At 72.2% G+C, this 23,171-nt stretch carries 24 protein-coding genes, 1 tRNA gene and 1 other RNA gene; 10 read left to right on the top strand and 16 right to left on the bottom strand.

Features of this window, described 5'->3' with window-relative positions; translation table 11 throughout:
• Positions 1–324: 324 nt before the first annotated feature.
• Genes ASF35_RS03945 through ASF35_RS03930 form a run of 4 tightly spaced genes read right to left on the bottom strand, consistent with a single transcriptional unit; the run spans position 325 to position 3,695 of the window.
• Positions 325–1,830 carry a fused MFS/spermidine synthase gene (locus tag ASF35_RS03945; RefSeq protein WP_055963098.1) on the bottom strand — a complete coding sequence of 502 codons (1,506 nt, stop codon included), beginning with the start codon at positions 1,828–1,830 and terminating at the stop codon, positions 325–327.
• A gap of 49 nt (positions 1,831–1,879) precedes the next feature.
• On the bottom strand, positions 1,880–2,158 hold the full coding sequence (locus tag ASF35_RS03940; protein WP_055963095.1) for a Rho termination factor N-terminal domain-containing protein: 279 nt from the start codon (positions 2,156–2,158) through the stop codon (positions 1,880–1,882).
• A gap of 53 nt (positions 2,159–2,211) precedes the next feature.
• On the bottom strand, positions 2,212–3,069 hold the full coding sequence (locus ASF35_RS03935) for a glucose 1-dehydrogenase (RefSeq protein ID WP_055963092.1): 858 nt from the start codon (positions 3,067–3,069) through the stop codon (positions 2,212–2,214).
• Positions 3,066–3,695, bottom strand: a complete 630-nt coding sequence (locus ASF35_RS03930; RefSeq protein WP_156367950.1) for a hypothetical protein — start codon at positions 3,693–3,695, stop codon at positions 3,066–3,068. Before ASF35_RS03930 ends, ASF35_RS03935 begins: the two co-directional genes overlap by 4 nt.
• A gap of 75 nt (positions 3,696–3,770) precedes the next feature.
• On the opposite strand from ASF35_RS03930, the gene ASF35_RS03925 reads away from it, so the two are divergent.
• Both ASF35_RS03925 and ASF35_RS03920 read left to right on the top strand, forming a co-directional pair.
• A complete protein-coding gene (locus tag ASF35_RS03925) occupies positions 3,771–4,322 on the top strand; it encodes a hemerythrin domain-containing protein (protein ID WP_055966146.1) in 552 nt (183 codons plus the stop codon).
• Between the two features lie 208 nt (positions 4,323–4,530).
• Positions 4,531–5,151 carry a GAF and ANTAR domain-containing protein gene (locus ASF35_RS03920; protein ID WP_055963085.1) on the top strand — a complete coding sequence of 207 codons (621 nt, stop codon included), beginning with the start codon at positions 4,531–4,533 and terminating at the stop codon, positions 5,149–5,151.
• Between the two features lie 3 nt (positions 5,152–5,154).
• Here ASF35_RS03920 and ASF35_RS03915 read toward each other — a convergent pair whose 3' ends face one another.
• Positions 5,155–5,850 (bottom strand): GAF and ANTAR domain-containing protein, encoded by a 696-nt coding sequence (locus tag ASF35_RS03915; RefSeq protein WP_055963082.1) that lies wholly within the window; start codon positions 5,848–5,850, stop codon positions 5,155–5,157.
• Positions 5,851–5,956: 106 nt separating this feature from the next.
• Between ASF35_RS03915 and ASF35_RS03910 the strand changes: the two genes are divergently transcribed.
• The 6 genes from ASF35_RS03910 (at position 5,957) to ASF35_RS03885 (ending at position 12,648) form a co-directional block, all read left to right on the top strand.
• On the top strand, positions 5,957–7,270 hold the full coding sequence (locus ASF35_RS03910; RefSeq protein WP_055963079.1) for a threonine/serine exporter ThrE family protein: 1,314 nt from the start codon (positions 5,957–5,959) through the stop codon (positions 7,268–7,270).
• Between the two features lie 118 nt (positions 7,271–7,388).
• On the top strand, positions 7,389–8,546 hold the full coding sequence (locus ASF35_RS03905; protein WP_055963076.1) for an acyl-CoA dehydrogenase family protein: 1,158 nt from the start codon (positions 7,389–7,391) through the stop codon (positions 8,544–8,546).
• A 7-nt stretch (positions 8,547–8,553) separates the two neighbouring features.
• Positions 8,554–9,669: an acyl-CoA dehydrogenase family protein gene (locus ASF35_RS03900; protein WP_055963073.1), complete on the top strand. Its 1,116-nt coding sequence runs from the start codon at positions 8,554–8,556 to the stop codon at positions 9,667–9,669.
• Positions 9,670–9,857: 188 nt separating this feature from the next.
• Complete coding sequence (locus ASF35_RS03895; protein ID WP_055963070.1) at positions 9,858–10,952, top strand: sigma-E factor regulatory protein RseB domain-containing protein; 1,095 nt, start codon at positions 9,858–9,860, stop codon at positions 10,950–10,952.
• Positions 10,949–11,836: an ABC transporter ATP-binding protein gene (locus tag ASF35_RS03890; protein ID WP_055963066.1), complete on the top strand. Its 888-nt coding sequence runs from the start codon at positions 10,949–10,951 to the stop codon at positions 11,834–11,836. Before ASF35_RS03895 ends, ASF35_RS03890 begins: the two co-directional genes overlap by 4 nt.
• Positions 11,833–12,648 carry an ABC transporter permease gene (locus tag ASF35_RS03885; protein WP_055963063.1) on the top strand — a complete coding sequence of 272 codons (816 nt, stop codon included), beginning with the start codon at positions 11,833–11,835 and terminating at the stop codon, positions 12,646–12,648. Before ASF35_RS03890 ends, ASF35_RS03885 begins: the two co-directional genes overlap by 4 nt.
• Here the strand turns inward: ASF35_RS03885 and ASF35_RS03880 are convergent.
• A complete protein-coding gene (locus tag ASF35_RS03880) occupies positions 12,638–13,423 on the bottom strand; it encodes a triacylglycerol lipase (protein ID WP_055963060.1) in 786 nt (261 codons plus the stop codon). The two genes, ASF35_RS03885 and ASF35_RS03880, sit on opposite strands and share 11 nt — an antisense overlap.
• Before the next feature lie 59 nt (positions 13,424–13,482).
• Positions 13,483–13,578, bottom strand: an RNA gene (gene ffs / locus ASF35_RS17630) — signal recognition particle sRNA small type.
• Positions 13,579–13,640: 62 nt separating this feature from the next.
• Between ffs and ASF35_RS03875 the strand changes: the two genes are divergently transcribed.
• Positions 13,641–13,728, top strand: a tRNA-Ser gene (locus ASF35_RS03875).
• A gap of 72 nt (positions 13,729–13,800) precedes the next feature.
• Here the strand turns inward: ASF35_RS03875 and ASF35_RS03870 are convergent.
• From ASF35_RS03870 to ASF35_RS03860, 3 genes are all read right to left on the bottom strand, one after another.
• Positions 13,801–14,331 (bottom strand): hypothetical protein, encoded by a 531-nt coding sequence (locus ASF35_RS03870; RefSeq protein ID WP_055963057.1) that lies wholly within the window; start codon positions 14,329–14,331, stop codon positions 13,801–13,803.
• A 437-nt stretch (positions 14,332–14,768) separates the two neighbouring features.
• Positions 14,769–15,368: a uracil-DNA glycosylase family protein gene (locus tag ASF35_RS03865; protein ID WP_055963053.1), complete on the bottom strand. Its 600-nt coding sequence runs from the start codon at positions 15,366–15,368 to the stop codon at positions 14,769–14,771.
• Positions 15,365–16,270 carry a LysR family transcriptional regulator gene (locus tag ASF35_RS03860; RefSeq protein WP_055963049.1) on the bottom strand — a complete coding sequence of 302 codons (906 nt, stop codon included), beginning with the start codon at positions 16,268–16,270 and terminating at the stop codon, positions 15,365–15,367. Before ASF35_RS03860 ends, ASF35_RS03865 begins: the two co-directional genes overlap by 4 nt.
• A 94-nt stretch (positions 16,271–16,364) precedes the next feature.
• Between ASF35_RS03860 and ASF35_RS03855 the strand changes: the two genes are divergently transcribed.
• Positions 16,365–17,513 (top strand): TDT family transporter, encoded by a 1,149-nt coding sequence (locus tag ASF35_RS03855; protein WP_055963046.1) that lies wholly within the window; start codon positions 16,365–16,367, stop codon positions 17,511–17,513.
• A gap of 60 nt (positions 17,514–17,573) precedes the next feature.
• On the opposite strand, the gene ASF35_RS03850 is transcribed toward ASF35_RS03855, so the two are convergent.
• The 6 genes from ASF35_RS03850 to ASF35_RS03825 form a co-directional block, all read right to left on the bottom strand.
• Positions 17,574–17,906, bottom strand: coding sequence for an Lsr2 family protein (locus tag ASF35_RS03850; RefSeq protein ID WP_156364880.1), 333 nt, complete (start codon positions 17,904–17,906; stop codon positions 17,574–17,576).
• 93 nt (positions 17,907–17,999) lie between these two features.
• Positions 18,000–18,755, bottom strand: coding sequence for a 2-phosphosulfolactate phosphatase (locus ASF35_RS03845; RefSeq protein WP_055963042.1), 756 nt, complete (start codon positions 18,753–18,755; stop codon positions 18,000–18,002).
• A 29-nt stretch (positions 18,756–18,784) separates the two neighbouring features.
• Complete coding sequence (locus tag ASF35_RS03840) at positions 18,785–19,429, bottom strand: hypothetical protein (RefSeq protein WP_156367949.1); 645 nt, start codon at positions 19,427–19,429, stop codon at positions 18,785–18,787.
• Positions 19,430–19,460: 31 nt separating this feature from the next.
• Complete coding sequence (locus ASF35_RS03835) at positions 19,461–20,267, bottom strand: ECF transporter S component (protein WP_055963035.1); 807 nt, start codon at positions 20,265–20,267, stop codon at positions 19,461–19,463.
• Between the two features lie 139 nt (positions 20,268–20,406).
• Positions 20,407–22,035, bottom strand: coding sequence for an ABC transporter ATP-binding protein (locus ASF35_RS03830; RefSeq protein WP_055966144.1), 1,629 nt, complete (start codon positions 22,033–22,035; stop codon positions 20,407–20,409).
• Complete coding sequence (locus tag ASF35_RS03825) at positions 22,019–23,164, bottom strand: energy-coupling factor transporter transmembrane protein EcfT (RefSeq protein ID WP_082495353.1); 1,146 nt, start codon at positions 23,162–23,164, stop codon at positions 22,019–22,021. Before ASF35_RS03825 ends, ASF35_RS03830 begins: the two co-directional genes overlap by 17 nt.
• Between the last annotated feature and the right edge of the window lie 7 nt (positions 23,165–23,171).

Below are 23,171 nucleotides of genomic sequence, written 5' to 3'. Positions count from 1 at the left end.
ACAGTGCGCAGGGCAGGGCAGGGATTCTCCCTTCTCGTGGACCGTTCCACGACAAGGGAGAACCCCTGCCCCTACGGGGCCCCTGGTCGTCGCCAGGATTCTCCCTTCGCGAGGCACGGTCCACGAGAAGGAAGAATCCTGCGTGGATCACGCGCAGATGGAGAATCGTGGCCGCGACCCGCAGACCCGCCGGGCCGAGAACCCCCGCTCCGGTCGAGGCCCTGTCGGAGACCACCCCGACTCGCAGCCACAGCGACGCAGCATCAGGCGAGAGCACAGCCGCACGGGACGGCCCGGCGGCAGCGAGGACCCGCTCGGCAAAGGTCAGGGGGTGAGCAGCTGGTCGACCGGGGCGTAGTCGTCCGTCAGCTCGGCCGCGTCGCCCACCCAGGCGTCGAGGTCGTCGCCGTCGGTGACCTCCCACCCCACCTGGCGCTCACCCAGTCCGGCGCGCACCGCGTCGACGTCGACCGGTCGCTCCGACGCCGCCACCACGATGTTGCCGCCGCCCGGTCCGGGGCCGTCGGCGGGCCAGCCGAGCACCGCCACGTGCGGCCAGCGCTCCTGGACGGTCCGCACCTCGGCGCGGGCGAAGTCCAGCGATCCGTGGTCGATCACGTTGAGCACGTAGACGCCGTCGTCGTCGAGGGCCTCGTGCACCTCCTCGGCCATCTCACGGGTGGTCAGGTGCCACGGCACGCTCACGCCGCCGAAGGCGTCACCGACCACGAGGTCGAGGCTGCCGGGCTCGACGTCGCGCAGGCCGAGCCGGGCGTCCTCGACCCGCACCTGCAGGGCGTCGCTGGTCTCCAGCCCCAGCTCGTCACGGTCGAGCTGCACGACGCCGCCGTCGATCTCCGAGACCACGCTCGTGGTGCCCGGGCGAGTCGAGGCCAGCCACCGGGGCATCGTCACACCACCGGCGCCCAGGTGGTGCGCGGACAGCGGCTCCGACGTCGGGAACATCGCGTCGATCACGGCGGCGTAGCCGCGGGTATAGGCGAACTCGAGGTACTCGGGGTCGGAGAGGTCCACGAAGGAGTGGCGCAGGCCGTCGAGCACGAGCAGGCGGCCCTCGGGGGTGGATCCCCCGGGCTCCACCGACGCGCAGTGGTAGGTGGTCTCGACCTCGCAGCCGCCGGGCGCCAGGGCCGCGGTGCCACCGACGAGCACCGCCCCGCCGACGGCGAGCAGGCCGAAGCCCGGACCGCGCAGACGCAGCTCCAGCACGGCGGCGGCCGCGGCCAGGAGCACGCCCAGGCCGACCAGGATCACGCTCACCCGCACGTGCGAGATGAGCACGAATCCGGTCAGCACCGTGCCGACGATGGCCCCCACGGTGCCGATGCCCGAGAGCCGACCGACGACCGTCCCGGTCTCGTCGAGGGTGCGCAGCAGCAGCTTGGTCACCATCGGCGTCACCGCCGAGAGCAGGGCGCCCGGCACCACGATCGTCGCGGCCGCCACCAGGTACAGCAGCCCCACGGACTCGGGATCGGCCACGCTGCGCACCGCGAACGGCGTGGCAGCGATGACGAGGCCCGAGATCGCGAGCAGCGGCGCGAGGGCTCGGCGCGGGTCGATCGTGTCGGCAGCCCTGCCGCCGGCCCACGAGCCCGCCGCGATGGCCGCCAGGGCCAGGCCGATGACCGTGGTCGACGTCTCGAGCGTGAGGCCGAGGTAGGGCGCGAGCAGACGAAGCGCCACGATCTCGACCACCAGCACCGCGGCGGACGATCCGAACACCAGGACGGCGGCGGCGAGGTCGCTCAGTAATGGCGGCCCGCTCCCGGGGGCGGGAACGGCGCTGGAGGACTCTCCGTCGGTCATGCCGACAGTCTCCCAGCCGTTCCCGCTCCCGCAGGGTGGGCGGCGTCCCTCAGTGGTTGCGCAGCTTCTCGATCAGCTCGTCCTTGCGCAGGTCCGAGTAGCCCTCGAGGCCGAGCTCCTTGGCCCGGCCGCGCAGGTCGTCGACCGTCCAGTCCTCGTACGACCCGGACTCTCCCCCGCGCTGGCCGACGGTCTTCTCGCCGTCGCGCGCGGCCGCGTTGGAGATCCGGGCGGCCTTCTCCTTCGAGGCTCCGTCGTCGCGGAGCGACTCGTACATCTCGGGGTTCTTCAGCGACGGTTCGTCGCGCGCGTCCTTGCCTGCCGGCATGGCGCACCTCCTGTCGTCGTTCGGTTCTCTCGTTCGATGGTGGCAGCGCCCGGTCAGAAGACGGGCTTGCCACCGGTCACGCCCAGCACCGTGCCGGACACGTAGCTCGCGTCACGCTCCGACGCCAGGAACACGAAGGCGGGAGCCACCTCGGCGGGCTGACCCGCGCGCCCCAGCGGGGTGTCGGAGCCGAACTGCTCGATCTTCTCGGCCGGCTGGGTGGCGGGCTGCAGCGGCGTCCAGATGGGTCCGGGTGCTACTGCGTTCACGCGGATGCCGTCGGCCCCGAGCTCGGCGGCCAGGTTCACCGTCAGGTTGTTGAGCGCCGCCTTGGTCGAGGCGTAGTCCAGCAACGACGTCGACGGCTCGTAGGCCTGGATCGACGTGTTGTTGATGACGTTGCCCCCGCGCTCACGCAGGTGCGGCACCGCCGCACGGGTCAGCCAGAACGCGGCGTAGAGGTTGGTCTTCAGCACACGGTCGAGGTTCTCGTCGGTCAGCGCCTCGATGCCCTCCTCGCGCGCCATCTGGTAGCCGGCGTTGTTCACCAGCACGTCGAGACCGCCGAGCTCTCCGACGGTCTGGGCGACCACGTCGTCGCACGCCGCGCGGTCGCGCAGGTCGGCCTCGAGCGCCAGGACGCGGCGGCCCGCCTCGGCGACCAGGCGGCCGGTCTCGGCCGCGTCGTCGCCCTCGTCGGGCAGGTGCGTGAAGGCGACGTCGGCGCCCTCGCGGGCGTAGGCGATGGCGACGGCGCGGCCGATGCCGGAGTCTCCGCCCGTCACCAGGGCGACCTTGCCCTCCAGGCGGCCGTGGCCGACGTAGGAGTCCTCGCCGTGGTCGGGCGTGGGGTCCATGGCCGCCGTGCTGCCGGGCGGGTCCTGCTGCTGGGCGGGGAAGCCGTCACTCATCGGATCCCCGTCTCGTCGGGGGCCGGCGTCGGCTCGAGGGGGACCTCGGGCACGTCGTCCGGATCGTCGGGCTCGATCGGCTGCACGTCGGGCTCGGCTCCCGGGTCGGATGCGGGGTCCGCGTCCGGCTGGGGTACGGCGAACGGGTCGTCAGGAGCGATGGTCATGGTGATTCCTTCCGTTGTCGTGCACACGTCGACGTTCGCGTGGATCGTCAGACCTTGCATCTCGGGCTCGTCCTCGAGGACCGCGCTCGCGCCGTCGGGCGTGGCGGGCTCCAGGACCATGAGCCGCAGACCCGGCGCGTCCTGCGCGGTCGTCCACGCCGCCACCCGGGAGATGGCGGCCAGGACGCCGGGAGCGGCCAGCTCCCCGCCCGCGCGACGAGCGTGGGCGTCGGGCCCCGTGGAGTACCGCAGCACCACGACGAAGCGGCGCTCCGCCACGCGGTGCCAGAGGGACTGCACCTCGGCGTCCGGCTCGACAGCGGCCGGCACCAGGCACAGCACGGCGTCCGTGGCGGGGTCGTCCTCGAGGTCCCGCAGGTGTGCCACGTCCTCGGCATGAGCGATGCTCAGCACCAGGGCCGATCGTCGGCCCTGTTCCAGTCCGATTCGGGTCGTCATGGGCGCGATGTACCCAGGACCGGGCGGGTCATGCGCCGACGTGCGCGACCGATCGCGCGTGCCTACGCTCGCGCCATGACCTCCTCCACCACCATCGACCTGGGCCGCCCCGTCTCGGGCGACGTCATCGAGCTGATCCTCGACGACCACCGCCGCTTCGAGGACCTGCTGCGCCAGCTGCGCAGCACCGCGTCGGACCGCGACGCCGTGCGTCAGGCGTTCTCGGCCTTGCACGTCGCCCACGCCGAGGCCGAGGAGCGCCACGTGTACCCGCAGCTCAAGAAGCGGCGGGCCGTGGACGCCCACGAGGCCGACCACGGCGAGCACGAGCACGCCGAGGGCAACGAGGCCCTGCTCGCGGTCATGGAGTGCGCCGCCACCGACACGCAGAAGTTCGACGACGCCGTCGAGGAGCTGACCCGACTCGTCAGCCACCATCTCACCGAGGAGGAGCTGACCATCCTCAACCCGGCGCGCGAGGAGCTCGGTCCCGAGGTCCTCGCGAAGCTCGGCGAGGCCTTCGCGACGGAGCGCAACGAGCAGATCGACGCGGACTGCGGACGACTGGACAACCTCCGACGCATCGTCCGCGAGGCGCGGCGCGAGGGTCTCATCGACGAGGACTGACCCGGCGTGGGTCGGACCACACCGGTGTGGTTCGCTACCCCTCGGTTGAGCAGCAGCCGACGACCTCACGCACCAGGAGGTGGTCGCGCTGACCCGTCCTGATCCACCCCCGTCGCCGTCCTCGCCCGAGGCCTCGGGCTCCACGACCGCCGGGCAAGGCCCCTCGGCGTCCTCGACCTTTCGCGTCCAGCCACCGCCCACCGAGTCGGTGGCGCACCGCATCGCCTCGCTCGCGCTCGCCGTGGTCCCGTGCGACGCCGCCGCCGTGACGGTGCCGTCGGCCTCGGGCCGACCGGCGCTCGCGGCGACGTCACCCCAGGCGATGCAGGCGCTCCGTCTCCCGGGAGGCCCAGGAGCCGGTTCCTCGCTCGCCGACGCCGGGCCCGTCGGCCACGTCCACGTCCGTGACACCGCCAGCGATCCGCGCTGGCGCGACTGGGGTCGCGACGTGGCGATGCTGGGCCACCGGTCGGTCGTCGTGGTGCCGTTGTCCAGCCGCAGCGGCGAGCCCGGCCGCCTCGACCTCTACGCCGAGGACCCCGACGCGTTCGACGACGAGGCGTGCCTGCGCGCCACCGAGCTGGGAGGACTCGCCTCGGTCGCGCTCGGCGTCGCCCACGATCGCGACGGGTTGCGCCGCGCCCTCGACGCGCGTGGCGACATCGGCATCGCCGTCGGCGTGCTCGTGGAGCGCTACGGACTGACGGTCGACGCCGCCTTCCAGGTGCTCGTCCGCCACTCGCAGCACCGCAACGTCAAGCTTCGCGACGTCGCGCGTCGGCTGGTCGAGGAGGGCGACCTCCCGGACGAGGTGACCTCGCAGGCCTGACGCTCAGTCGATCCCGGGCAGGCTCCGCGTGTGGACCAGGTCGCGCGCCACCTGCGCCAGCTTCACGTTGTGGTGCTGTGAGTACCGCACGAGCACCGCGAAGGCCTGGTCGGCGTCGACGCCGAAGCGCTCCATGAGGATGCCCTCCGCCTGGCCGATCACGGTGCGACTGGCGAGGGCCTCCTGCAGCGACGCCCGTTCCTGCGACGAGGCGATGGCGATCGCGGCGTGGCTCGCGAGGTGACGCGCTGCCTCGCGGTCGGCCTCGTCGAACGCGTCGACCGAGGAGCCGTAGAGGTTCAGGGCACCGAGGCCGCGGTCGTCGAGGTTCAGCTGTACGCAGAACATCGCCCGCACACCGGCCTCGACCACCTCGGGACGCCAGCGCGGCCAGCGCTCGTCGCTCGTGAGGTCGGGGGCGTCGATCTCGTCGGCGTCCAGCGCATCGACGCACGGACCCTCGTGGAGCCGGTGCTGCAGGTCGTCGGCCCGCGCCACGAGCTCGCTGGTGGGGGCCACGGTCTCGATCCGGCCCCGCGCACGGACCAGCGAGACACCCGCGTCGGAGGCGCCGCGGACCAGCTCGAGCGCCAGCGACGTCAGCCGCTCGGCGGTGCGCTCCGCGGTGGGCTGCGTCGCCAGCTCGCGGGCCATCGCCGCAAGCCGGTCGTCGAGCCCGTCGTCCACCTGTTCCGCCATGTGAGGATCCTCCTGGAGGGAGGATACCGAGGCGGGCCCCGGCCGGCCGCGTGAACGACCTGGCCACCCGCGCAGGGCCTCCGCACCACCCGGCACCATGGTGCTCATGACGGACTCCAAGGACGTGCAGCGCACGCTCGACCTCGCCCTGAGGATCGGCGAGATGCTGCTGTCCAACGGTGCGGGTGCGGCCGACGTGACCGCCACGATGGCCTCGGTGACCCATCACCTCGGACTGCGGCAGACCTTGGTCGACGTGACCTTCACGTCGCTCACGCTGAGCCACCAGGAGAGCGTGGACGACCTGCCGATCGTCATGCGCCGGCACGTGACCCACCGCGAGGTCGACTACGCCGACCTGACCGCCGTCGACCTGCTCGTCAACGCGCTGCTCACCGGCGAGATCGACCGCGAGGAGGCCGCGTCGCGCGTGGCTCGGATCGCCTCCACCGGCCACCCCCGGCCGCGTTGGGCGATCACCGCCAGCTGGGGCCTCACCGGTGCGGGCGTGGCTCTCCTGCTGGGCGGCGACTGGATCGTGCTCGCCGTGGCCGGTGTCGCCGGCGCCGCGATCGAGGTCCTGCAGCGACGGATCGAACGTCTGCGGCTGCCCTTCTTCTACTCCCAGGTGGCCGGAGCGCTCCTGGCCACGCTCATCGCGGTGGCCGTGGCCGCGACGCCCGCCGAGGTCAACCCGTCCCTGGTCGTGACGGCGGCGATCATCATGCTGCTCGCCGGACTCGGCTTCATCGGTGCCATCCAGGACGCGCTCACCGGCTTCTCGATCACCGCCAACGCCCGGATCATGGAGGTGATGATCGCGACCGTCGGCATCATCGTCGGCGTCTCCGCCGGTCTGCAGGTCGGCGAGTGGCTGGGGGTCGACTTCGCCCTGGACCCGGGGGCGTCCGGACTCTCGCAGCTGCCCCAGGTGATGGCGGGGGCCGGCGTGACCGCCGCGGCCTTCGCCCTCTCGGCCTACTCGCCCAAGCGCATCGTGGTGCCCATCGGTCTGCTCGCCGCCGTCACGTCGGGCGCCTACGCCGCACTCACCCAGGCCGACGTCGGCCGGCCGGCCGCCGCGGGCGTGGCCGCGTTCGCCGTCGGCTTCGTGGGCTACTCCGTGGCCCGCCGGTTCCGGGTGCCGCCGCTCGTGGTGGTCGTCTCGTGCATCGTGCCGCTGCTGCCGGGTCTGTCCATCTTCCGGGCCCTGTCGCTGCTGGCGGGCGAGAACCTGCTCGGCCTGCTCTGGATGATCACCGCCGGCGGCGTCGCCGTGGCGCTCGCGTCCGGTGTGCTGCTCGGCCAGTACGTAGCCCAGCCGCTCGGGCGGGAGGCGCGTCGGCTCGAGCGTCGACTGGCCGGACCCCGCCTCGTCGGGCCCCTGCGCGCTGCCGCCGCGCGCCGCCAGAAGGGCTGAGGGAGCCGGGCCCGGGGGCCCTCGTTCGTCGAGCCGTGGGACCCGGCACCTGGCAGGGTGTCGGGTGCAGCGCGTATCGTGACGATTAAGCAAGCGCTTACCCACCCGGAGAGTCCCCATGAAGCTTCGTCTGTCCGAGGAGGACGCCGCATTCCGCGAGGAGATGCGCACGTTCTTCACCACCCAGGTCCCGCAGCACATCCGCGACACCGTCGCCGCCCGGCGCGAGCTCAGCAAGGAGCAGATCGTCGAGGCGCAGCAGACGCTGAACGCCGCCGGTCTCGCCGTGCCGAACTGGCCCGTCGAGTGGGGCGGCAAGGACTGGACCCCGCTGCAGCGCCACATCTGGCACGAGGAGATGCAGCTGGCCTGCGTCCCCACGCCGCTGGCGTTCAATGCGTCGATGGTCGGCCCGGTCATCGCGGCCTTCGGCTCCCAGGAGATCAAGGAGCGGTTCCTCCCGGCCACCGCCAACCTCGACATCTGGTGGTCGCAGGGCTTCTCCGAGCCCGACGCCGGCTCCGACCTCGCCTCGCTGCGCACCACGGCCCGTCGTGAGGGCGACGAGTACGTCGTCAACGGGCAGAAGACGTGGACCACGCTCGGCCAGTACGGCGACTGGATCTTCACGCTCGTGCGTACCGATCCCGACGCCCCCAAGAAGCAGCAGGGGATCTCGTTCCTGCTCATCGACATGACGTCGCCCGGCCTGACCGTGCGTCCCATCGAGCTCATCGACGGCGGCCACGAGGTCAACGAGGTCTTCTTCGAGGACGTGCGCGTGCCGGCCGAGAACCTCGTAGGCGAGGAGAACCGCGGCTGGGACTACGCCAAGTTCCTGCTCGGCAACGAGCGCGTCGGCGTGGCACCCGTCGGCTCCACGAAGCGCTGGCTGGCCGCGGCGAAGGAGATCGCGGGCGACCGCCTCGACTCCGACCTGCTGCTCGCCACCCGCGTCGCGGACCTGGAGAACGAGCTGCTCGCCCTCGAGCTGACGGCGCTGCGCGTCGTGGCCCACTCCGCCGACGGCAAGCCGCACCCGGCGTCGTCGGTGCTCAAGCTGCGCGGCACCGAGCTGCAGCAGGCCGTCACCGAGCTCTACGTCGACCTCGCCGGCCCGCTCTCGCTCGCGTCCGGCGCCGGAGACGGCTCCGACGTGCCCGACTGGGCCCGCGTCAGCACCCCGCAGTACCTCAACTTCCGGAAGGCGTCGATCTACGGCGGCTCCAACGAGGTGCAGCGTCAGATCATCGCCAAGACCATCCTGGGACTGTGAGGCAGCCATGGACTTCACCCTCGACTCCGAGCAGACCGCCCTGCGTGACGCGGTGCGCGGCCTGCTGAGCAAGACCTACGACTCGTCGGAGACCCGCCGCGAGGTCACCAAGACCGACCCCGGTTTCTCCGAGAAGACCTGGCAGCAGCTCGCCGAGCTCGGCGCGCTCGGACTGCCGTTCTCCGAGGAGGACGGCGGCTTCGGCGCCGGACCCGTGGAGGTCGCGATCGTGGCCGAGGAGATCGGACGCGTGCTCGCGCCCGAGCCGTACCTCGAGACGATCCTGGCCGCCGGCCTGGTGGCCGACCTCGGCTCGGCCGAGCAGCGCGCCGACGTCATCGGCCGCGTGGCCGAGGGCGCCCTGGTGCTCTCCTTCGCCCACCACGACGTCGGCGACGCCGTCGTGGCCGCCGACTCCGACGGCACGTGGACGCTCACGGGCGTCAAGGAGCCGGTGCTGCACGGCGAGCGCGCCGACCTGCTGGTCGTCACGGCCCGCACCGACGCCGGCGTCGGCGTGTTCCTCGTCGACCCCTCGGTCGGTGGCGTGGACCGGATCGGCTATCGCACGCACGACGGCGGTCGCGCGGCGCGCGTCTCGCTCGACGGCGCCACGGCCACGCCCCTGGGCGACCCGGCCGCCGACGTCTCCGACGTCGTGGCCCGGAACGTCGCCCGTGGGCAGATCGCCCTGAGCCACGAGGCCGTGGGCGCCATGGACGTGGCCCTGCGGACCACGACGGAGTACCTCAAGACGCGCAAGCAGTTCGGCGTCCCGCTCAACACGTTCCAGGCGCTCACGTTCCGGGCGGCCGACCTGTACGTGTCGGCCGAGCTGGTCCGCAGCACCGTCACGTGGGCCACGCTCGTGCTCCAGGACGACCCGGACCGGGTCCTCGAGGCGGCGGCGCGTGCCAAGCTGCAGGTCTCGCGCGCCGGCCGCCACATCGGCCAGGAGGCGATCCAGCTGCACGGCGGCATCGGCATGACCGCGGAGTACTCCGTCGGCCACTACACGAGCCGTCTGACCGCGATCGACCACACGCTCGGCGACGGCTCGGAGCACCTGCTCACGCTGGCCCGCACGGTGGCCGACCACGGCGTCGTCGACCCCATCGGCTGACGGGCGAGGCGCGGCTCGACCCACGATCCAGCCGCACGTGGCGCAGATCCTTTTCCGGCGCCGCGTGCGGCTGTCGTGCGTCGGGGGCCGCCCGTGGCCGCAGCGCGCCACCGACGCACTCGACGGCCCCGGGATCCACCCAGCTCCACCCGGCGAGGCGGGGTCCCACCTCGTACCGTGGTCAGGAGATGAAGTCCTCCGCCCGACGCTGGCTGCTCGTGGCACTGGTGTCGGCCCTGCTGGCCGCCGCGCCGGTGCTCCCCCGCCTGCTCCCGGCCGAGGCCACCGACGTCTCGGCGGAACGGCTGCTCGAGCGGGTCGTCGCGTCACGCGACCTGGGGTGGTCGGGCGAGGTGCGCAGCCGCGGCACGCTGCAGATCCCCGAGACCGACTCGTTCGCCGGGGTCGCCGACCTGCTGGGCGACACCAGCACCCTGCGCGTCTGGTGGCGGTCGGACGAGCAGTGGCGCGTCGACCGCGTCCGCGCGAGTGGCGAGACCGACCTGGTGCGCGAGGGTGACCTGCTCACCACCTGGCGCTTCGAGTCCGAGCGCGCCACCTCGTCCCCGTACGCCACCGTCCGCCTGCCCGACGCCTCCGACCTCGTGCCGTCACAGCTGGCCCGGCGCCTGCTCGCCGGGGCCGACGCCGCCGAGCTGTCCCGCCTGCCGGAACGACGAGTGGCGGGGCGGTCGGCACCCGGCCTGAGGCTGGAGCCGGCCGACGAGCAGTCGACCATCGCGCACGTCGACGTCTGGGCGGACGCCGAGACCGGTCTGGCGCTGCGCGTCGACGTGGTCGGCACCGCCTCGGACCTGCCCGTGGTTTCCACCGCCGTCACCCGGTTCGACCCGTCGACCCCCGACCCCGGCACGACCACGTTCACCGCTCCCCCGGGCGCCCGCGTGGGCTTTCGCGACGCGATCGACGTCGCGGCGGGCGCCAACGCCTTCGCACCGTTCGTGCTCCCCGAGACAGTCGCCGGGCTCGAGCGCCGCGGCGAACCTGACGAGCTCGGAGCCGTCGGCGTCTACGGCCGCGGGCCCACCGCCCTCGTGGCGGTGCCGCTCCGCCGCGGTCTCGCCGGCCAGGTGCGCGAGCAGCTGAGCGCCTCGTCGGCCGTGCGCACCGACGTCGGCACCTCCCTGGAGATCGGGCCGCTGTCCGTGCTGCTCACCGAGGGTGGCCGTGGTCGGGGCACCTTCCTGCTGGCCGGGACCGTGACGCCCGAGGTGCTTGCGGACGCCACGGCCGAGCTGGGCGAGCAGGTGGGGCGGCGATGATCAGGACCCGAGCGCTGACGAAGCGCTACCGCGGCGTTCCGGCGGTCGACGGCATCGACCTCGACGTGCGAGAGGGCGACGTCTACGGGTTCCTCGGGGCCAACGGCTCCGGCAAGACCACGACGGTGCGGATGCTGCTGGGCCTCGTCCTGCCCACCTCCGGGGAGGCCGAGGTGCTCGGCGAGGCGATGCCTGCGTCGGCCGCGTCGGTCCTCCCGCGCGTCGGCGCCCTGGTGGAGGGACCCGGCGCCTACCCGCACCTGTCGGGACGCAGGAACCTCGCCACCTTCGACGCCGCCGGGCCCGACGCGCGGCGACGTGGACGGTCCGGTCGCATCGGGGAGGTGCTCGAGCAGGTGGGGCTGGACCCCGCCGACCGTCGGCCCGTGCGTGCGTACTCGCTCGGCATGCGCCAACGCCTCGGCCTGGCCGGCGCGTTGCTGCGTCGGCCGCGGCTGCTGGTGCTCGACGAGCCCACCAACGGACTCGACCCGCAAGGGATCCGCGAGATCCGCGAGCTGCTGCTGGCGCTGAACGGCGAGGGCACCACGATCTTCCTGTCCAGCCACCTCATGAGCGAGATCGAGCAGATGTGCACCCGCGTGGGGGTGCTCGACCGCGGCCGACTGGTGCTGCAGGACCAGCTGGAGAGCCTCGTGGCCCCAAGCGGACGCGTCGTGGTCGGCACGCGCGACGTCGAGCGGGCGGTCGCGCTCCTGGGCGAGGCCGTGGAGTCGTCCGCCGGCGAGCGCCTGGTGGTGGTCTCCGACGATCCGGCCCGGGTGAACGCACGACTGGTGTCCGCCGGCGTCCGCGTCGACTCCGTGGGGCCGCTGCGCGTCAGCCTGGAGGACGTCGTGCTGCGCGCGAGCGAGGCGTCATGATCCGGGTCGAGCTGGCAGCGATGCTGCGGCGTCGGCGCACCTGGGTGGTCATCGCGATGCTGAACGCCCTGCCCGCGCTCGTGGCGGTGCTGCTCGCGACCACGCAGCTGGGACCCCGTCCCGGCACCGGGCCACCGTTCCTCTCCGCCGTCCTGAGCGACGGCACGCTCTTCCCCCTTGCTGCCCTGGGCATCGTGCTCCCGCTGTTCCTGCCGGTCGCGGTGGCGGTCGTGGCCGGTGACGCCATCGCCGGCGAGTCGCAGACGGGCACGCTGCGCTACCTGCTCGTCCGCCCCGTGGGCCGCACCAGGCTGCTGGTGGCGAAGCTGGTGAGCGTCGTGGCCTTCGTGCTCGTGGCCGTGCTGGTCGTGGCGGTCGTCGCCTACGTCCTCGGACGGCTGCTGCTCGGCGACGGAGATCCCAGCGGCACGGTCACCAGCGTCTCCGGCTCCACGCTCAGCCAGGCGGAGATGATCCAGCGGACGGTCCTGGCGCTCGGCTACGTGACGTGGATGATGCTGGGCGTGGCCGCCCTCGCGCTGCTGCTCTCCACGATCGTGGAGTCCGCGCTGACCGCCGCGCTCGGGACTGTGGCGGTGCTCATCGGCTCGACGGTGCTCCTCGGGCTCGAGGCCGCCGACGTGCTGCAGCCGTACCTGCCGACCCGGTACTGGCTGGCGTTCGTCGACCTGTTCCGCGACCCCATCCGGTGGACCGAGGTGGTGCGGGGCGTCGCCGCTCAGGCCGCCTACCTCGTGGTGTTCCTCGGGGCGGCCTGGGCCAACTTCGGCAGCAAGGACGTCAACAGCTGACGTCGGTCGGCGCGCGGGCGGCGTCCCGACCGAGCACCGAGGCCACCGTCGCGAGCACCGCGGCGTCACCGGGAAGCGCGCGGTGCGGGGTCGTCGAGCCGGGGCACAGCCGTTGCACCCGCAGGTTGAGAGCGCCGTCGAGCATCGCGGAGTCCGTGGGGACGACCACCCGGTCGGCGTCGGACCGCAGCGTGACCCACTCGGGTCCGTCCGGCGTCTCGTCACCGGCGTTCAGGCCACGCAGCAGGTCGCTGTCGGGCACGAGCTGCTCGCACGCGGTGGGGCAGCTGCCCGCGATCTCGACCGCCAGCGCGGCGACGTCGGTGCCGTGGTGGGGCGAGCCGATCGTCAGCACCCGTCGAGCCACGTCCGCCCCGCCCTGGTCGCGCACCCACAACCGGGCCACGACACCGCCTGCGGAGTAGCCGACGACGTCGACCGAGTCCGCGCCCGTGCGCTCGAGGGCCGCGTCCACCGAGCGGCCGAGTGCGGCCGCCTGGGCGCGCAGGTCTCCCCTACCGTCGCCCTCAGGCTCGAGCACCTCGACGTCGCGGCCGGCCGACCGGAGCGCGTCTCGCAGGGGGTCGAGGGACGCCACGCGCCCGCCGTACCCGGAGACCAGCAGCACGGGTCCGAGCTCGTCCTGCGGCGCGGGGTCCGTGGCGTCGAGCGTGCGGACGACCCCGATGCCGACGGCGACCAGCACCACGGCCACGAGCAGCGCCGCCCCCGCCAGCAGGGTGCGCCGCCGCTGAGGTGCGAGGTCGTCGAGCACGACCCCATCCTTGCCGAAGACCCCTGACCGTGGCGTGGGCCTGAGGAAGCCCCACGGACATGAAGGACCCCTCGCGCACCCACTAGAGCCCACTGACCCTTGCTGCCTTCCGGCCCTGGGGGATTGGGTGAGATAGCGCCACGCGAGGGGCTGCAGCCAGCATACGGGGGCCGACCCGGTGGGTTCCAAGCGGGATGCGACGGGTACGCTCGTCGGCGGAGGATTCGCATAGTGGCCTAGTGCGCTCGCTTGGAAAGCGGGTTGAGTGAAAGCTCTCAGGGGTTCGAATCCCCTATCCTCCGCCAGGAGCACCCCTTGGGGTGCTTACTCCAACCAATGGCGCCGAAGCCGGTCCCGGTCGAGTCCCACGGTTGGAGTCACATCATCCGTCGGCGTGCCACCCAAGCAGCATGATTAGGCGCGACCGGACGCCCGCGCGCCATGAAGCCCCGCAGAACCCCTACCCGCGTGCGCCCCTCTATGACCTGCAGTCCAATCCCACCGGTGTGGAGAAGCGCACGGTCGATGAGCAGCGGGCGCCGCAGCCAAGTTCCGTGGGACTCCCAGTGTTGTGGAACTCCGAGGTGTTTACGGACTTCAGACCAGTGATCGGGGTTTCCTGCGAATTCCTCGATGAGCCCTTGGTCGGTTGGGCCCGTCGACATCTCAAGGAACTCACTCGCCGGCACGAGTTCGTCCCTCCAAGCGACGGTCGTCAAGTCCAGATCGCCGTAGCCAACCTGAAACGGTGCCAAACTGGCGAAGTCGTACAGCCACTGCTCCACGACATCCTCGGGCCAGTCAAGGCTTCGGACCACGTCATCGCCGACGAACTCGGCCAGACCTCCTCCGCCGATCCCTCGGCACCGCTCCGATAGAGCGGAGAGCTCTGCGATGTGTACGGCCATCAGGTTTGATTCAACGTCGCCGATGCGTCCGCGTGAAGACATCGGCCGCACAACGCGATGGGTCGTCCAACCGCAGTTCCCTTGGCCTGCTCGACGCCGCAGCCTGGTGGATGGGATTGGCGCAGTCCGCACTGAAAATGCACGGCGCCTACTCCTCGTCCAGCAGTCTCGCGAACCGGCTCGTCAGGCTCTCCGGGTCGTCCACTTTCTGATCGAGATCTGCCTTGGTCGACACCGAGCAGCAGGCCGTGCATGGCCGCGATACCACCGACGACGGCGGCAATCAGCGCAGCGCGAACCCAGTTGGGTGTCCCTACCCTCGTGGTCGTACCGCGAGATGACATTGCCGCAGCATCAGCCCTGGGGCGCAACGACAGCCTGCGCGCCGAACGAGTGCGACAGGTCGGCGGCGGACGTGAGTCACGATCTTCACGCTCTCAGGAGGTCGCGATCTCCTGGGCTCGTTCAAGAGCCACACGCAGTCGATTGAAGGCTTCTGCGCGAGCGTGGGCGTTGCGTGGTGACGGATGCGGTGCGCCCAGCGCGGGCACGACTCGGGCAGTCTCGTCGATCGTCATCAGCCGCATGACACCTTGGAGGGCTGGTGTCCCGACGGCGACGACGACCTGGAGGTCGGGCAGAGCCGCCCACAGCGCGGCCAGCGCCGGACGCGCCTCTTCAAGATCTCGTACCAGCGGAGGGCGGCGGTGGCCGGCAGCGTCGTAGGTCGGCCACGGCACCACGTTCCACCGCAGATACCCGTCACGGGCCATGCCCGCAGAAACTCGCGCGGAACGGAGTGCGGCCGCCGTCGGGTCGTCGTTGTCCTCGGTGCTGAACCCGAGGTCACCCGCGGCGACGGTGCGAGGGCCGGGCGACTCCATCAGCACCAGGATCCTCGCGTTCACGCCAGGACCGTCCGGGTCGAACCACGGGACGAACCGCTGTTCGTCGCCCACCGCGCGCCACGCACGGACCAGCGCATTGAGCGCGAAGACGTGCGGCTCGTCGACTCGCGACCGGCGATCGGTGCTCATCTCGTGCGAACCTTCGTGGCGATCGCCAGCAGATCGCGGACCGGACCGGCGGGCGGGCGGCCGCTGCCGACCCACAGCGCGGTGAGGTCGCGCGAAAGGTCCAACCCGGTGATCGGCACCTCGACGAGCCGGCCCGCCTCCACGTCGCTGCGCACCGAGCGCCGGCTCATGAACGCTGGCGGGCTTCCGGCGCTGACCGCCGATCGGATGCCGGACGTGGTGGTCAGCTCGACGGCTGGCGCCATGGCGGTCAAGCCGAGCCCTGCGAGCGCGTCATCGACGACACGCCGGGAGCCTGACCCTTGCTCACGCCACGTCAGAGGCCGTGTGACGATCTCATCTGGCGCCAGCGGCGAGTCCTGCTTGGCCCACGGGTCGTGCGGTGCCGAGTACAGGCCCAGCTCGTCGCGAGCGACGACCAGTGACGCCAAGTCACCGGGGTCGGCACCGTCCTCCACGAAGCCGATGTCGACAGAACCGTCCGCCACGGCCGTCCGCACGTGCTCGCTGTTGGTGGCGGTGAGGCTGACGACGGTGTCGTGCTGCTGGCGAAGACGCACGAGCCACAGCGGCAGCAGGTGCTCGGCGACGGTCATGCTCGCCGCGATGCTCAGCTGGTGGGCCCGGTCGTCGCGCAGGGTCGCGATCGACTCGTCGATCTCGTGCGCGAGATCAATCAGACGTGCGGCCCAGCCGACCATGAGGACACCGGACTCGGTGAGCGTCGATCCTCCGGCAGCACGACGTAGGAGGGTCAATCCCGTCTGGGCCTCGACGGCTCTGAGCCGTTCGGACGCCGATTGCTGCGTGATGCCGTTCGCTCGACCCGCAGCGCCGATGCTGCCATGGGTAGCCACGTCGACCAGCAGCTGCAAAGCAGCCAGATCGGGGATGTTGCGCATCTTCCAAGAATACCCGCCCTCCACAGGTTTGCCCTGTGGAGCCACAGGGTGACGGGTTCTACCGGCAACCCCGCATCGAGACCACTGTGGAGTCATGACCACCGCACACCTGACGACGACTAGCGAGCACCCTGCCCGCAGCACCCTCGACCGAACGGGCTGGCTGCGTGAGCTCGAGGGCGCTCCGGCTCTTGGCTTCATCGGACCCAACTGGTTTGCCTCGGTCATGGGGACCGGCATCGTCGCAGTTGCCGCTGCCTCCCTGCCCTTCACGGTGCCCGGGATCACGGTCTTCGCCACCACCGTCTGGGTCCTCGCGCTCCTACTGCTTGTCGTGGTGGTCGTGGCGACTGTCGGCCACTGGACGTTGCATGGCGAGGTGGCTCGCGGTCACCTGGACGATCCGGTGATGTCGCACTTCTACGGCGCGCCCGCGATGGGACTCATGACCGTTGGTGCCGGCGCAGTGCTGGTGGGACACCACCTGATCGGCATGACTGCCGCGCTGACGCTGGACTGGGTGCTGTGGACCGCTGGGACCCTGCTCGGTCTCACCACGGCCGTGCTGGTGCCGATCCGCGCCTTCACCTCGCACGAGGTCCACGAGGACTCCGCCTTCGGCGGCTGGCTCATGCCGGTGGTCCCGCCCATGGTCAGTGCCGCCACCGGCGCTGCCCTCATCCCGCACCTACCGGCCGGCCAGGCCCAGCAGACGATGCTGCTGGCCTGCTACATGTTCTTCGGCCTCACTCTCATGTGCAGCATCGTCATGATCGCGTTCATCTGGAACCGGCTTCTGCGCCACGGCATCGGAGCCGCCGGCGCCGTGCCCACCCTCTGGATCGTCCTCGGTCCCGTCGGTCAGTCGATCACCGCGGCCCACCACCTGGGCAACGTGACCCCCGACGTGCTCGACAGCCCCTACGGCACCGCGTTCCACGCCTTCGCCCTCGTCTACGGCATTCCCATGTGGGGATTCGCGATGCTGTGGTTGGCGATCGCCATCACCCTCACCGCCCGCACCGCCAAGGTAGGACTCCCATTCAGCCTGACCTGGTGGTCCTTCACCTTCCCGGTCGGCACCGTGGTCACCGGCACCTCCGGACTCGCCCAGCTGACCGGCAACCACGTGCTCCAGGTCGCAGCCGGCGCCCTGTTCGTCGTCCTGCTCGGCGCCTGGGCCGTCGTCGCCGTCCGCACCGCTCGCGGCGTGCACACCGGGGCGCTGCTGAAGAAGCCCTGACCGTTGGATGACGCCTCGCACGACGCATGTCCTGGCCGGACGTCACGGAGCCGAGGCGGCTCAGTTCGCGGACTGGTAGGCCTCGATGAGCGAGGACGGGACGCGGCCACGGGCCGGGACGTCCAGGCCCTGCTCCTGGGCCCAGGCACGCACGGCCTTGGCGTCGACGCCGGAACCGCCGCCCGAGGAGGAGGTCCGGGTGGTGCGACCGGCAGCGCGGCGACCGACGGCGATGTAGGGAGCCACGGCGTCGGCGAAGGCCTGACGCTCGGACTCGGTGAGGTCGACCTGGTAGCCCACTCCGTCGAACGTGAACGACACCGTCGGGGCCGGGGTGTCGATCTCGTCGCCACTCAGGTCGGAGTAGAACTTTTCCACGGTCTTTTTCGCCATGCCGGAACCATATCGTCCAGCACCCAATAATGCGGGCATTTCACGGGAGCATTCAGGACCAAAGTCATGAATAGTTTCCGAATGCGTCGACTTTCACGGCGCGGCGACGAAACCGCGGTCGCTCAGCACCGGCACGACGCTGCTGGCCCCAACCTCGGCCGCCACGCCGACGTCGTCGGACCAGCCAGCCGCGACGAGCTCCTGGCCACTCGCGCAGGCCGTCAGGTGGGCGGCCTCGCGCCCCTGCACGAGCCGGTACGCGTCGGCCGCGACGGCAGCCTCCGGCGACAGGCCCGGCCACTCGAAGTCCTCGAGCGCCGCGAGCACTGCACCGGCGCCCCACAGGTCCTCGAGTGCGGGTCGCAGCGAGCCGTCGCTCCACCGCTCCCCCGCGGCGACCACGGCCACGACCGTGTCGTCGGCGTCGTGCTCCCGAGCGATCCAGGCAGCGACGGCGGCCGCGTTGCGCAGGCTTGCCCCCACCACCGTGGTGGCCGAGCCTGCGAGCGCGTGCGCCACGGCCGACCCATTCGGTGACGGCAGCACCAGACGACCCGGCAGCGGGACCCGCAGCAGCCGCGCCGGCGAGAGCGTGGGCTCGTCCGGGCCCGCCGAGGCCCGGTCGGCGGCCAGCACCGCGCCGGTCTGCGCCGCGACCTCGGCCGCGTCGGCGCGACCGGTCGGGTACGGCACCACCACGCTGCCGCGTTCCACCGCCACCCCCAGCGCCGTGGTGAACGACAGCACGTCGACGACGACGGCGACGTCGGCCCCCTCGGAGATCGCGCGGCCGCCGACCGGGCCCCAGTCGAAGCGGACCGTGTGGCCCGGCTGGTGTGTCGTGAGCATGGGCCCAGTGTGCCGGGCAGCGAGAACCGTCAGGGCCGACGGCGGCGTGCCAGGACCACGGCGCCGACCACGAGGACGCCGAGCACGAGGACGAAGACGACGACCTCGACCCACCCGACGGCGTTCCCGGTGGAGGTGGCCACGTCGTCGGCCTCGCCCGGGGTCGCGACCAGCTCGGCCTCGGCGCGGGTCTGCTGCGTGCTCGGCGTCTCGACCGTCACGTCCTCCCCGTCCGCGAGCAGCTGGTACCGCAGGGCCAGGAACTCACCGGGCGCGACGTCGTGGTCGCGCACGCCGGTCTGGGCGTACGACCACTCGCCGCCCTCGTCGGCGGTGAGGAAGGCCCAGTACCCGTCGCCGGAGAGCGAGGCGCCGCACGTCTCCTGGGCCGCGTCGGGCCGACCGTCGATCCGGCAGACGAAGGGTGCGGAGCCCTGCGTCTCCTCGACGTCGAGACCGGCCGCCTGGAGAGCGTCGTAGGCAGTGGCGTCGCCGGCGAGGTCCGTGGCGCAGCGGACGAGCCGATCACCGTCGAGCGTCGCGGGCTCGACCACCACGACGACGTCGTCGGACCCGCACTCGCCCCCGGCGGCCGCCTGCGCCGCGGACGGAGCGGCTGCCAGGGCAGCGGCGCAGACGACGACGGACAGCAGGTGGTGAGCGTGGCGAAGCATGTCGTCCATCGTCACAGACGACGAGCGCGCCTCAGGGCTGCGGGACCGGTTCGGCCGTGCGGCCGTACCGAGCACGCCGAGCCGCCCGGCGCAGGGTCACCAGCACGGCGGGTCCGAGCGTGGCCACGAGCAACGCGTTGGTCACCGCGCGGCCCGTGTCCCAGCCCCAGGTCGACGTGACGAGGTTGAACACCAGGAAGCGGTGCAGGTTCTCGAGGATCGGCGCACCCGGCACGAGCTGCAGCGTCTCGTCGGCCCCGGGGGCGGCGATGCCGAGCTGGAACGGCCACGACGACAGGTTCATCAGCATGCCGAACAGGTACGCCACGACCACGGCGTAGACCACGAGCATCGCGATCTCCGCCCGTCCCGTGACCCGCCGCGGCAGCAGGCCCGCACCCAGTCCGATCCACGCGGCGCACATCATCTGGAACGGCAACCACGGCCCCACACCCGACGTGAGCAGGGCCGACGCGAACAACGAGGTGCAGCCCAGCACGAAGCCGAATCCCGGCCCGAACACCCGCCCGGCGAGGACGAGGACGAAGAACACCGTCTCGATGCCGGCCGTCCCGGCACCCAGGGGTCTCAGTGCCGCGTTCACCGCCGTCAGCACACCGAGCATCGCCAGGGCCTTGGCGTCCATGCCGCCCTCGGTGAGCTCGGCGACCACCACCATGACGACGATCGGCAGGAGCGCCATGAACAGGAACGGCTGGTCGACCCGCTCCGCCCCCGCGGTCGGCTCGATGAACAACGGCCACAGGAACATGACCAGGCCCGCGAGCGACGCGACGCCGAGCACGAGCGCCGAGCGCAGTCCCAGACGCGCCGTCATCGTCGACCCCCGTCCTGGGCCGACGCGTGGCCGCACCCATCGGTGGATCCGCAACCGCAGCCGCGGCGCTGGGGTTGAGGATCCACCGATGCGGGGCCCCGTGCGGTCCTGAGGTTGAGGATCCACCGATGGGGGGAGGTCATGGGAGGGCTCCCTCGACGTCGGCGACGGTGAGCCAGTCCGACCCCAGCACCTTGGAGACCTGGGGGGCGAAGGCGGGCGACTCGGCCAGGACCTTGGACACGCCTCCGGCCGAGACCACCTCGCCCTCGGCGAGGACGACGACCGCGTCGGCCACCTGGGCGACGAACTCCACGTCGTGGGTCGACACGACGACGCCGCGGCCCTCGGCCGCCTGGGCGTGCAGGATGGCCGCCAGCTGCGCCTTCGCGGCGTAGTCGAGGCCACGCGTCGGCTCGTCGAGCAGCAGCACGCGGGGGGACGTCGTGAGCACGATGGCCAGCACGAGGGCGAGCCGCTGGCCCTCGGACAGGTCGCGAGGATGGTGGGTACCGGCGATGCCCGGTGCGAGCCGGTCGAGCAGTCCGCGGCAGCGCCCCGGCTCGGCGTCCGCGTGGGTGTCGGCCGCCGCGCACTCGTCGTCGACGGTCTCGAGGTACAGCAGGTCCGACGCGGTCTGGGGCACGAGCCCCACCAGCGCACGGGCGGCCGCCGGCGACAGGCCGGCCGGGTCGAGCCCGTCGGCCCCGACGGCCACGGAGCCGCTCGCGCGCTTGAGACCACCCTGCAACGCCCACAGCAGCGACGACTTGCCCGACCCGTTGCGGCCCATGAGCGCGACCACCTGGCCGGGGTCGACCGTCAGGTCCACGCCGCTGACCGCGCGGTGCCGGCGGTAGTCGACCGAGATGTCGCGCGCCCGCAGCACCGGGGGCCCCGTCTGGGCCGATGCGGTCTGGCCCGACGCCGTCCGGGCCGGCGCACCCGTGAGCCGAGGACGCAGGTCGCCGGCCCGACGCCGCGCGTCGCGGACGGTGAGCGGAAGCGGCTCCCACCCGACGAGCCTGCCCAGCTCCACCAGCGGCGGCGCGACGGGACTCTCGCGCAGCAGGTCGGCCGGCTCGCCGTCGCGCACCCGACCACCCTCGACCACGACGAGGCGGTCGGCGAAGGGGATCACGCGCTCCATCCGGTGCTCGGCCACCACCACCCCGAGCCCGACGTCGGCCACGAGCCGGGCGACCGTGGCCAGCACGTCCTCGGCGGCCGTCGGGTCGAGCGCCGAGGTCGGCTCGTCGAGCACCAGCATCCTGGGGTGCATCGTGAGCACGGCGCCGATCGCGACCCGCTGCTGCTGGCCGCCCGACAGCGTGCGCAGCGCACGACGTCGGAGGTCGGCGATGCCCAGCAGGTCGAGCGTCTCCTCCACCCGACGCCGCATGGTCTGCGGGTCGAGCCCGAGCTGCTCCATGCCGTAGGCCAGCTCGTCCTCCACGACGTCGCTCACGAAGCCCGACAGCGGGTCCTGCGGGACGTACCCGACGAGGTGTGCCAGCTCGCGCGGTGGCGTGCCGACGATGGACGTGCCGTCCACGCGCACGTCGCCCTCGAGCAGGCCGCCGCTGAAGTGCGGGACGAGGCCGTTGAACAGGCCGAGCAGCGTCGACTTGCCCGACCCCGTGCGTCCGCACACCAGGTGCAGCTCGCCGTCGGGCAGCACCAGGTCGACGTCGCGCAGCGTCGGCTCCGCCGTCCCGGTCCCTGCGGCGTCGTCGTAGGAGAAGGTCACGTCACGCAGCTCGAGCACGGTCCACCTCCTCGGCTTCGCGCCCCGGGCCACCGGCACGGTCGGCACCGCCGGCGACGTCGGGCGCCGGAGGTGGGGTCAGGAAGGCCGGGAGCACACCGACCAGCAGCACGAGCACGAGCGGGACGCCGATGGTGGGCCACCGCTCGAGGTCGGGGACCACCACGTACGGGTCGAGGTCGAAGGCGCGGTCGACCCCGACGGCGACCACGACGCCGCACAGCGCCGTGAGGACCTCGGGCCGACGCCACCGGTCGGGCCGGTAGCGGGTGCGCTGCACGCGCCGGCCGGCCGACCACAGCGCGCCGGCAGCCAGCAGGACCCCGAGCACGAGCACCGGCCCGGCGAGCAGACGGGGCGCGGTTCCGTCGAGGTAGGCGTACGCGCCGACGCAGAGCGCGCCGAGCCCGGTGAGCATGAGCACCCCGGTCAGGAGCCGCTCCCGCGGGGTCGCCGTGCCCGACCGCCCGTAGCCGCGCGCGTCCATCCCGGCCGCCAGGGTCATCGACCGCTCCAGGGCGTCCTCCAGCACCGGGACGACCACGCGCCGGAGCCGGCCGACTCCCTTGCCGGCATCGCCTCTCAGCCGACGCGCACGGTTGACCCGCTGCACGCTCTCGGCGAGCTGCGGGAACACCGACAGGGCCACGACCACGGCGGTGCCGACCTCGTAGAACGCGGGGGGCACGGCGGCGAGGAGGCGACGAGGGTTCGCCAGGGAGTTCGCGGCTCCCACGCACAGGATGATCACGGCCAGCCGCATGCCGTCGTAGAGCGCACCGAGCAGCGCCGTCGACGTCACGTCGCCCAGGAGCTGGATGCCGCGGGCCGCGTCGGGAAGCGGGATCTCGGGCAGGTGCAGCACGATCGTGTCGCCCTCGAGCGCACCTCCGCCGAACAGGATCCGGTACACGACCCGCAGCACCACGACGAACAGCGCGAAGTACACGTAGAACCGGAACGACATCGCCCACGGCGCCTCGCTGCGACGGGCCATCACCACCAGGACCACCACCGCCGCGATCAACGCGAGCACCAGCGGGTTGAGGGTGAACGACGCCGCCGCGGCGAGACCGAGCGCCCAGAGCCACCAGGCTCCGGGATGCAGGTCACGAGCGGGAGCGGTCATCGCCGTT

It is taken from the genome of Aeromicrobium sp. Leaf291 (assembly GCF_001423365.1).
Lineage (GTDB): Bacteria > Actinomycetota > Actinomycetes > Propionibacteriales > Nocardioidaceae > Aeromicrobium.
The sequence above is the reverse complement of the archived record's forward strand: the minus strand, read 5'-3'. Positions and strand labels throughout refer to the sequence as shown.

Bases quoted from the DNA above. Each gene is read 5' to 3' on its own strand.
- ASF35_RS03850 (WP_156364880.1), bottom strand. From the start codon at position 17,906: ATGGCGAAAAAGACCGTGGAAAAGTTCTACTCCGACCTGAGTGGCGAC.
- ASF35_RS03835 (WP_055963035.1), bottom strand. From the start codon at position 20,267: ATGACGGCGCGTCTGGGACTGCGCTCGGCGCTCGTGCTCGGCGTCGCG.
- ASF35_RS03895 (WP_055963070.1), top strand. From the start codon at position 9,858: ATGAAGTCCTCCGCCCGACGCTGGCTGCTCGTGGCACTGGTGTCGGCC.
- ASF35_RS03840 (WP_156367949.1), bottom strand. From the start codon at position 19,429: ATGCTTCGCCACGCTCACCACCTGCTGTCCGTCGTCGTCTGCGCCGCT.
- ASF35_RS03915 (WP_055963082.1), bottom strand. From the start codon at position 5,850: ATGGCGGAACAGGTGGACGACGGGCTCGACGACCGGCTTGCGGCGATG.
- ASF35_RS03865 (WP_055963053.1), bottom strand. From the start codon at position 15,368: ATGAGCACCGATCGCCGGTCGCGAGTCGACGAGCCGCACGTCTTCGCG.
- ASF35_RS03860 (WP_055963049.1), bottom strand. From the start codon at position 16,270: ATGCGCAACATCCCCGATCTGGCTGCTTTGCAGCTGCTGGTCGACGTG.
- ASF35_RS03870 (WP_055963057.1), bottom strand. From the start codon at position 14,331: ATGGCCGTACACATCGCAGAGCTCTCCGCTCTATCGGAGCGGTGCCGA.
- ASF35_RS03935 (WP_055963092.1), bottom strand. From the start codon at position 3,069: ATGAGTGACGGCTTCCCCGCCCAGCAGCAGGACCCGCCCGGCAGCACG.
- ASF35_RS03925 (WP_055966146.1), top strand. From the start codon at position 3,771: ATGACCTCCTCCACCACCATCGACCTGGGCCGCCCCGTCTCGGGCGAC.
- ASF35_RS03900 (WP_055963073.1), top strand. From the start codon at position 8,554: ATGGACTTCACCCTCGACTCCGAGCAGACCGCCCTGCGTGACGCGGTG.
- ASF35_RS03930 (WP_156367950.1), bottom strand. From the start codon at position 3,695: ATGACGACCCGAATCGGACTGGAACAGGGCCGACGATCGGCCCTGGTG.
- ASF35_RS03890 (WP_055963066.1), top strand. From the start codon at position 10,949: ATGATCAGGACCCGAGCGCTGACGAAGCGCTACCGCGGCGTTCCGGCG.
- ASF35_RS03945 (WP_055963098.1), bottom strand. From the start codon at position 1,830: ATGACCGACGGAGAGTCCTCCAGCGCCGTTCCCGCCCCCGGGAGCGGG.
- ASF35_RS03940 (WP_055963095.1), bottom strand. From the start codon at position 2,158: ATGCCGGCAGGCAAGGACGCGCGCGACGAACCGTCGCTGAAGAACCCC.
- ASF35_RS03885 (WP_055963063.1), top strand. From the start codon at position 11,833: ATGATCCGGGTCGAGCTGGCAGCGATGCTGCGGCGTCGGCGCACCTGG.
- ASF35_RS03825 (WP_082495353.1), bottom strand. From the start codon at position 23,164: ATGACCGCTCCCGCTCGTGACCTGCATCCCGGAGCCTGGTGGCTCTGG.
- ASF35_RS03855 (WP_055963046.1), top strand. From the start codon at position 16,365: ATGACCACCGCACACCTGACGACGACTAGCGAGCACCCTGCCCGCAGC.
- ASF35_RS03910 (WP_055963079.1), top strand. From the start codon at position 5,957: ATGACGGACTCCAAGGACGTGCAGCGCACGCTCGACCTCGCCCTGAGG.
- ASF35_RS03905 (WP_055963076.1), top strand. From the start codon at position 7,389: ATGAAGCTTCGTCTGTCCGAGGAGGACGCCGCATTCCGCGAGGAGATG.
- ASF35_RS03845 (WP_055963042.1), bottom strand. From the start codon at position 18,755: ATGCTCACGACACACCAGCCGGGCCACACGGTCCGCTTCGACTGGGGC.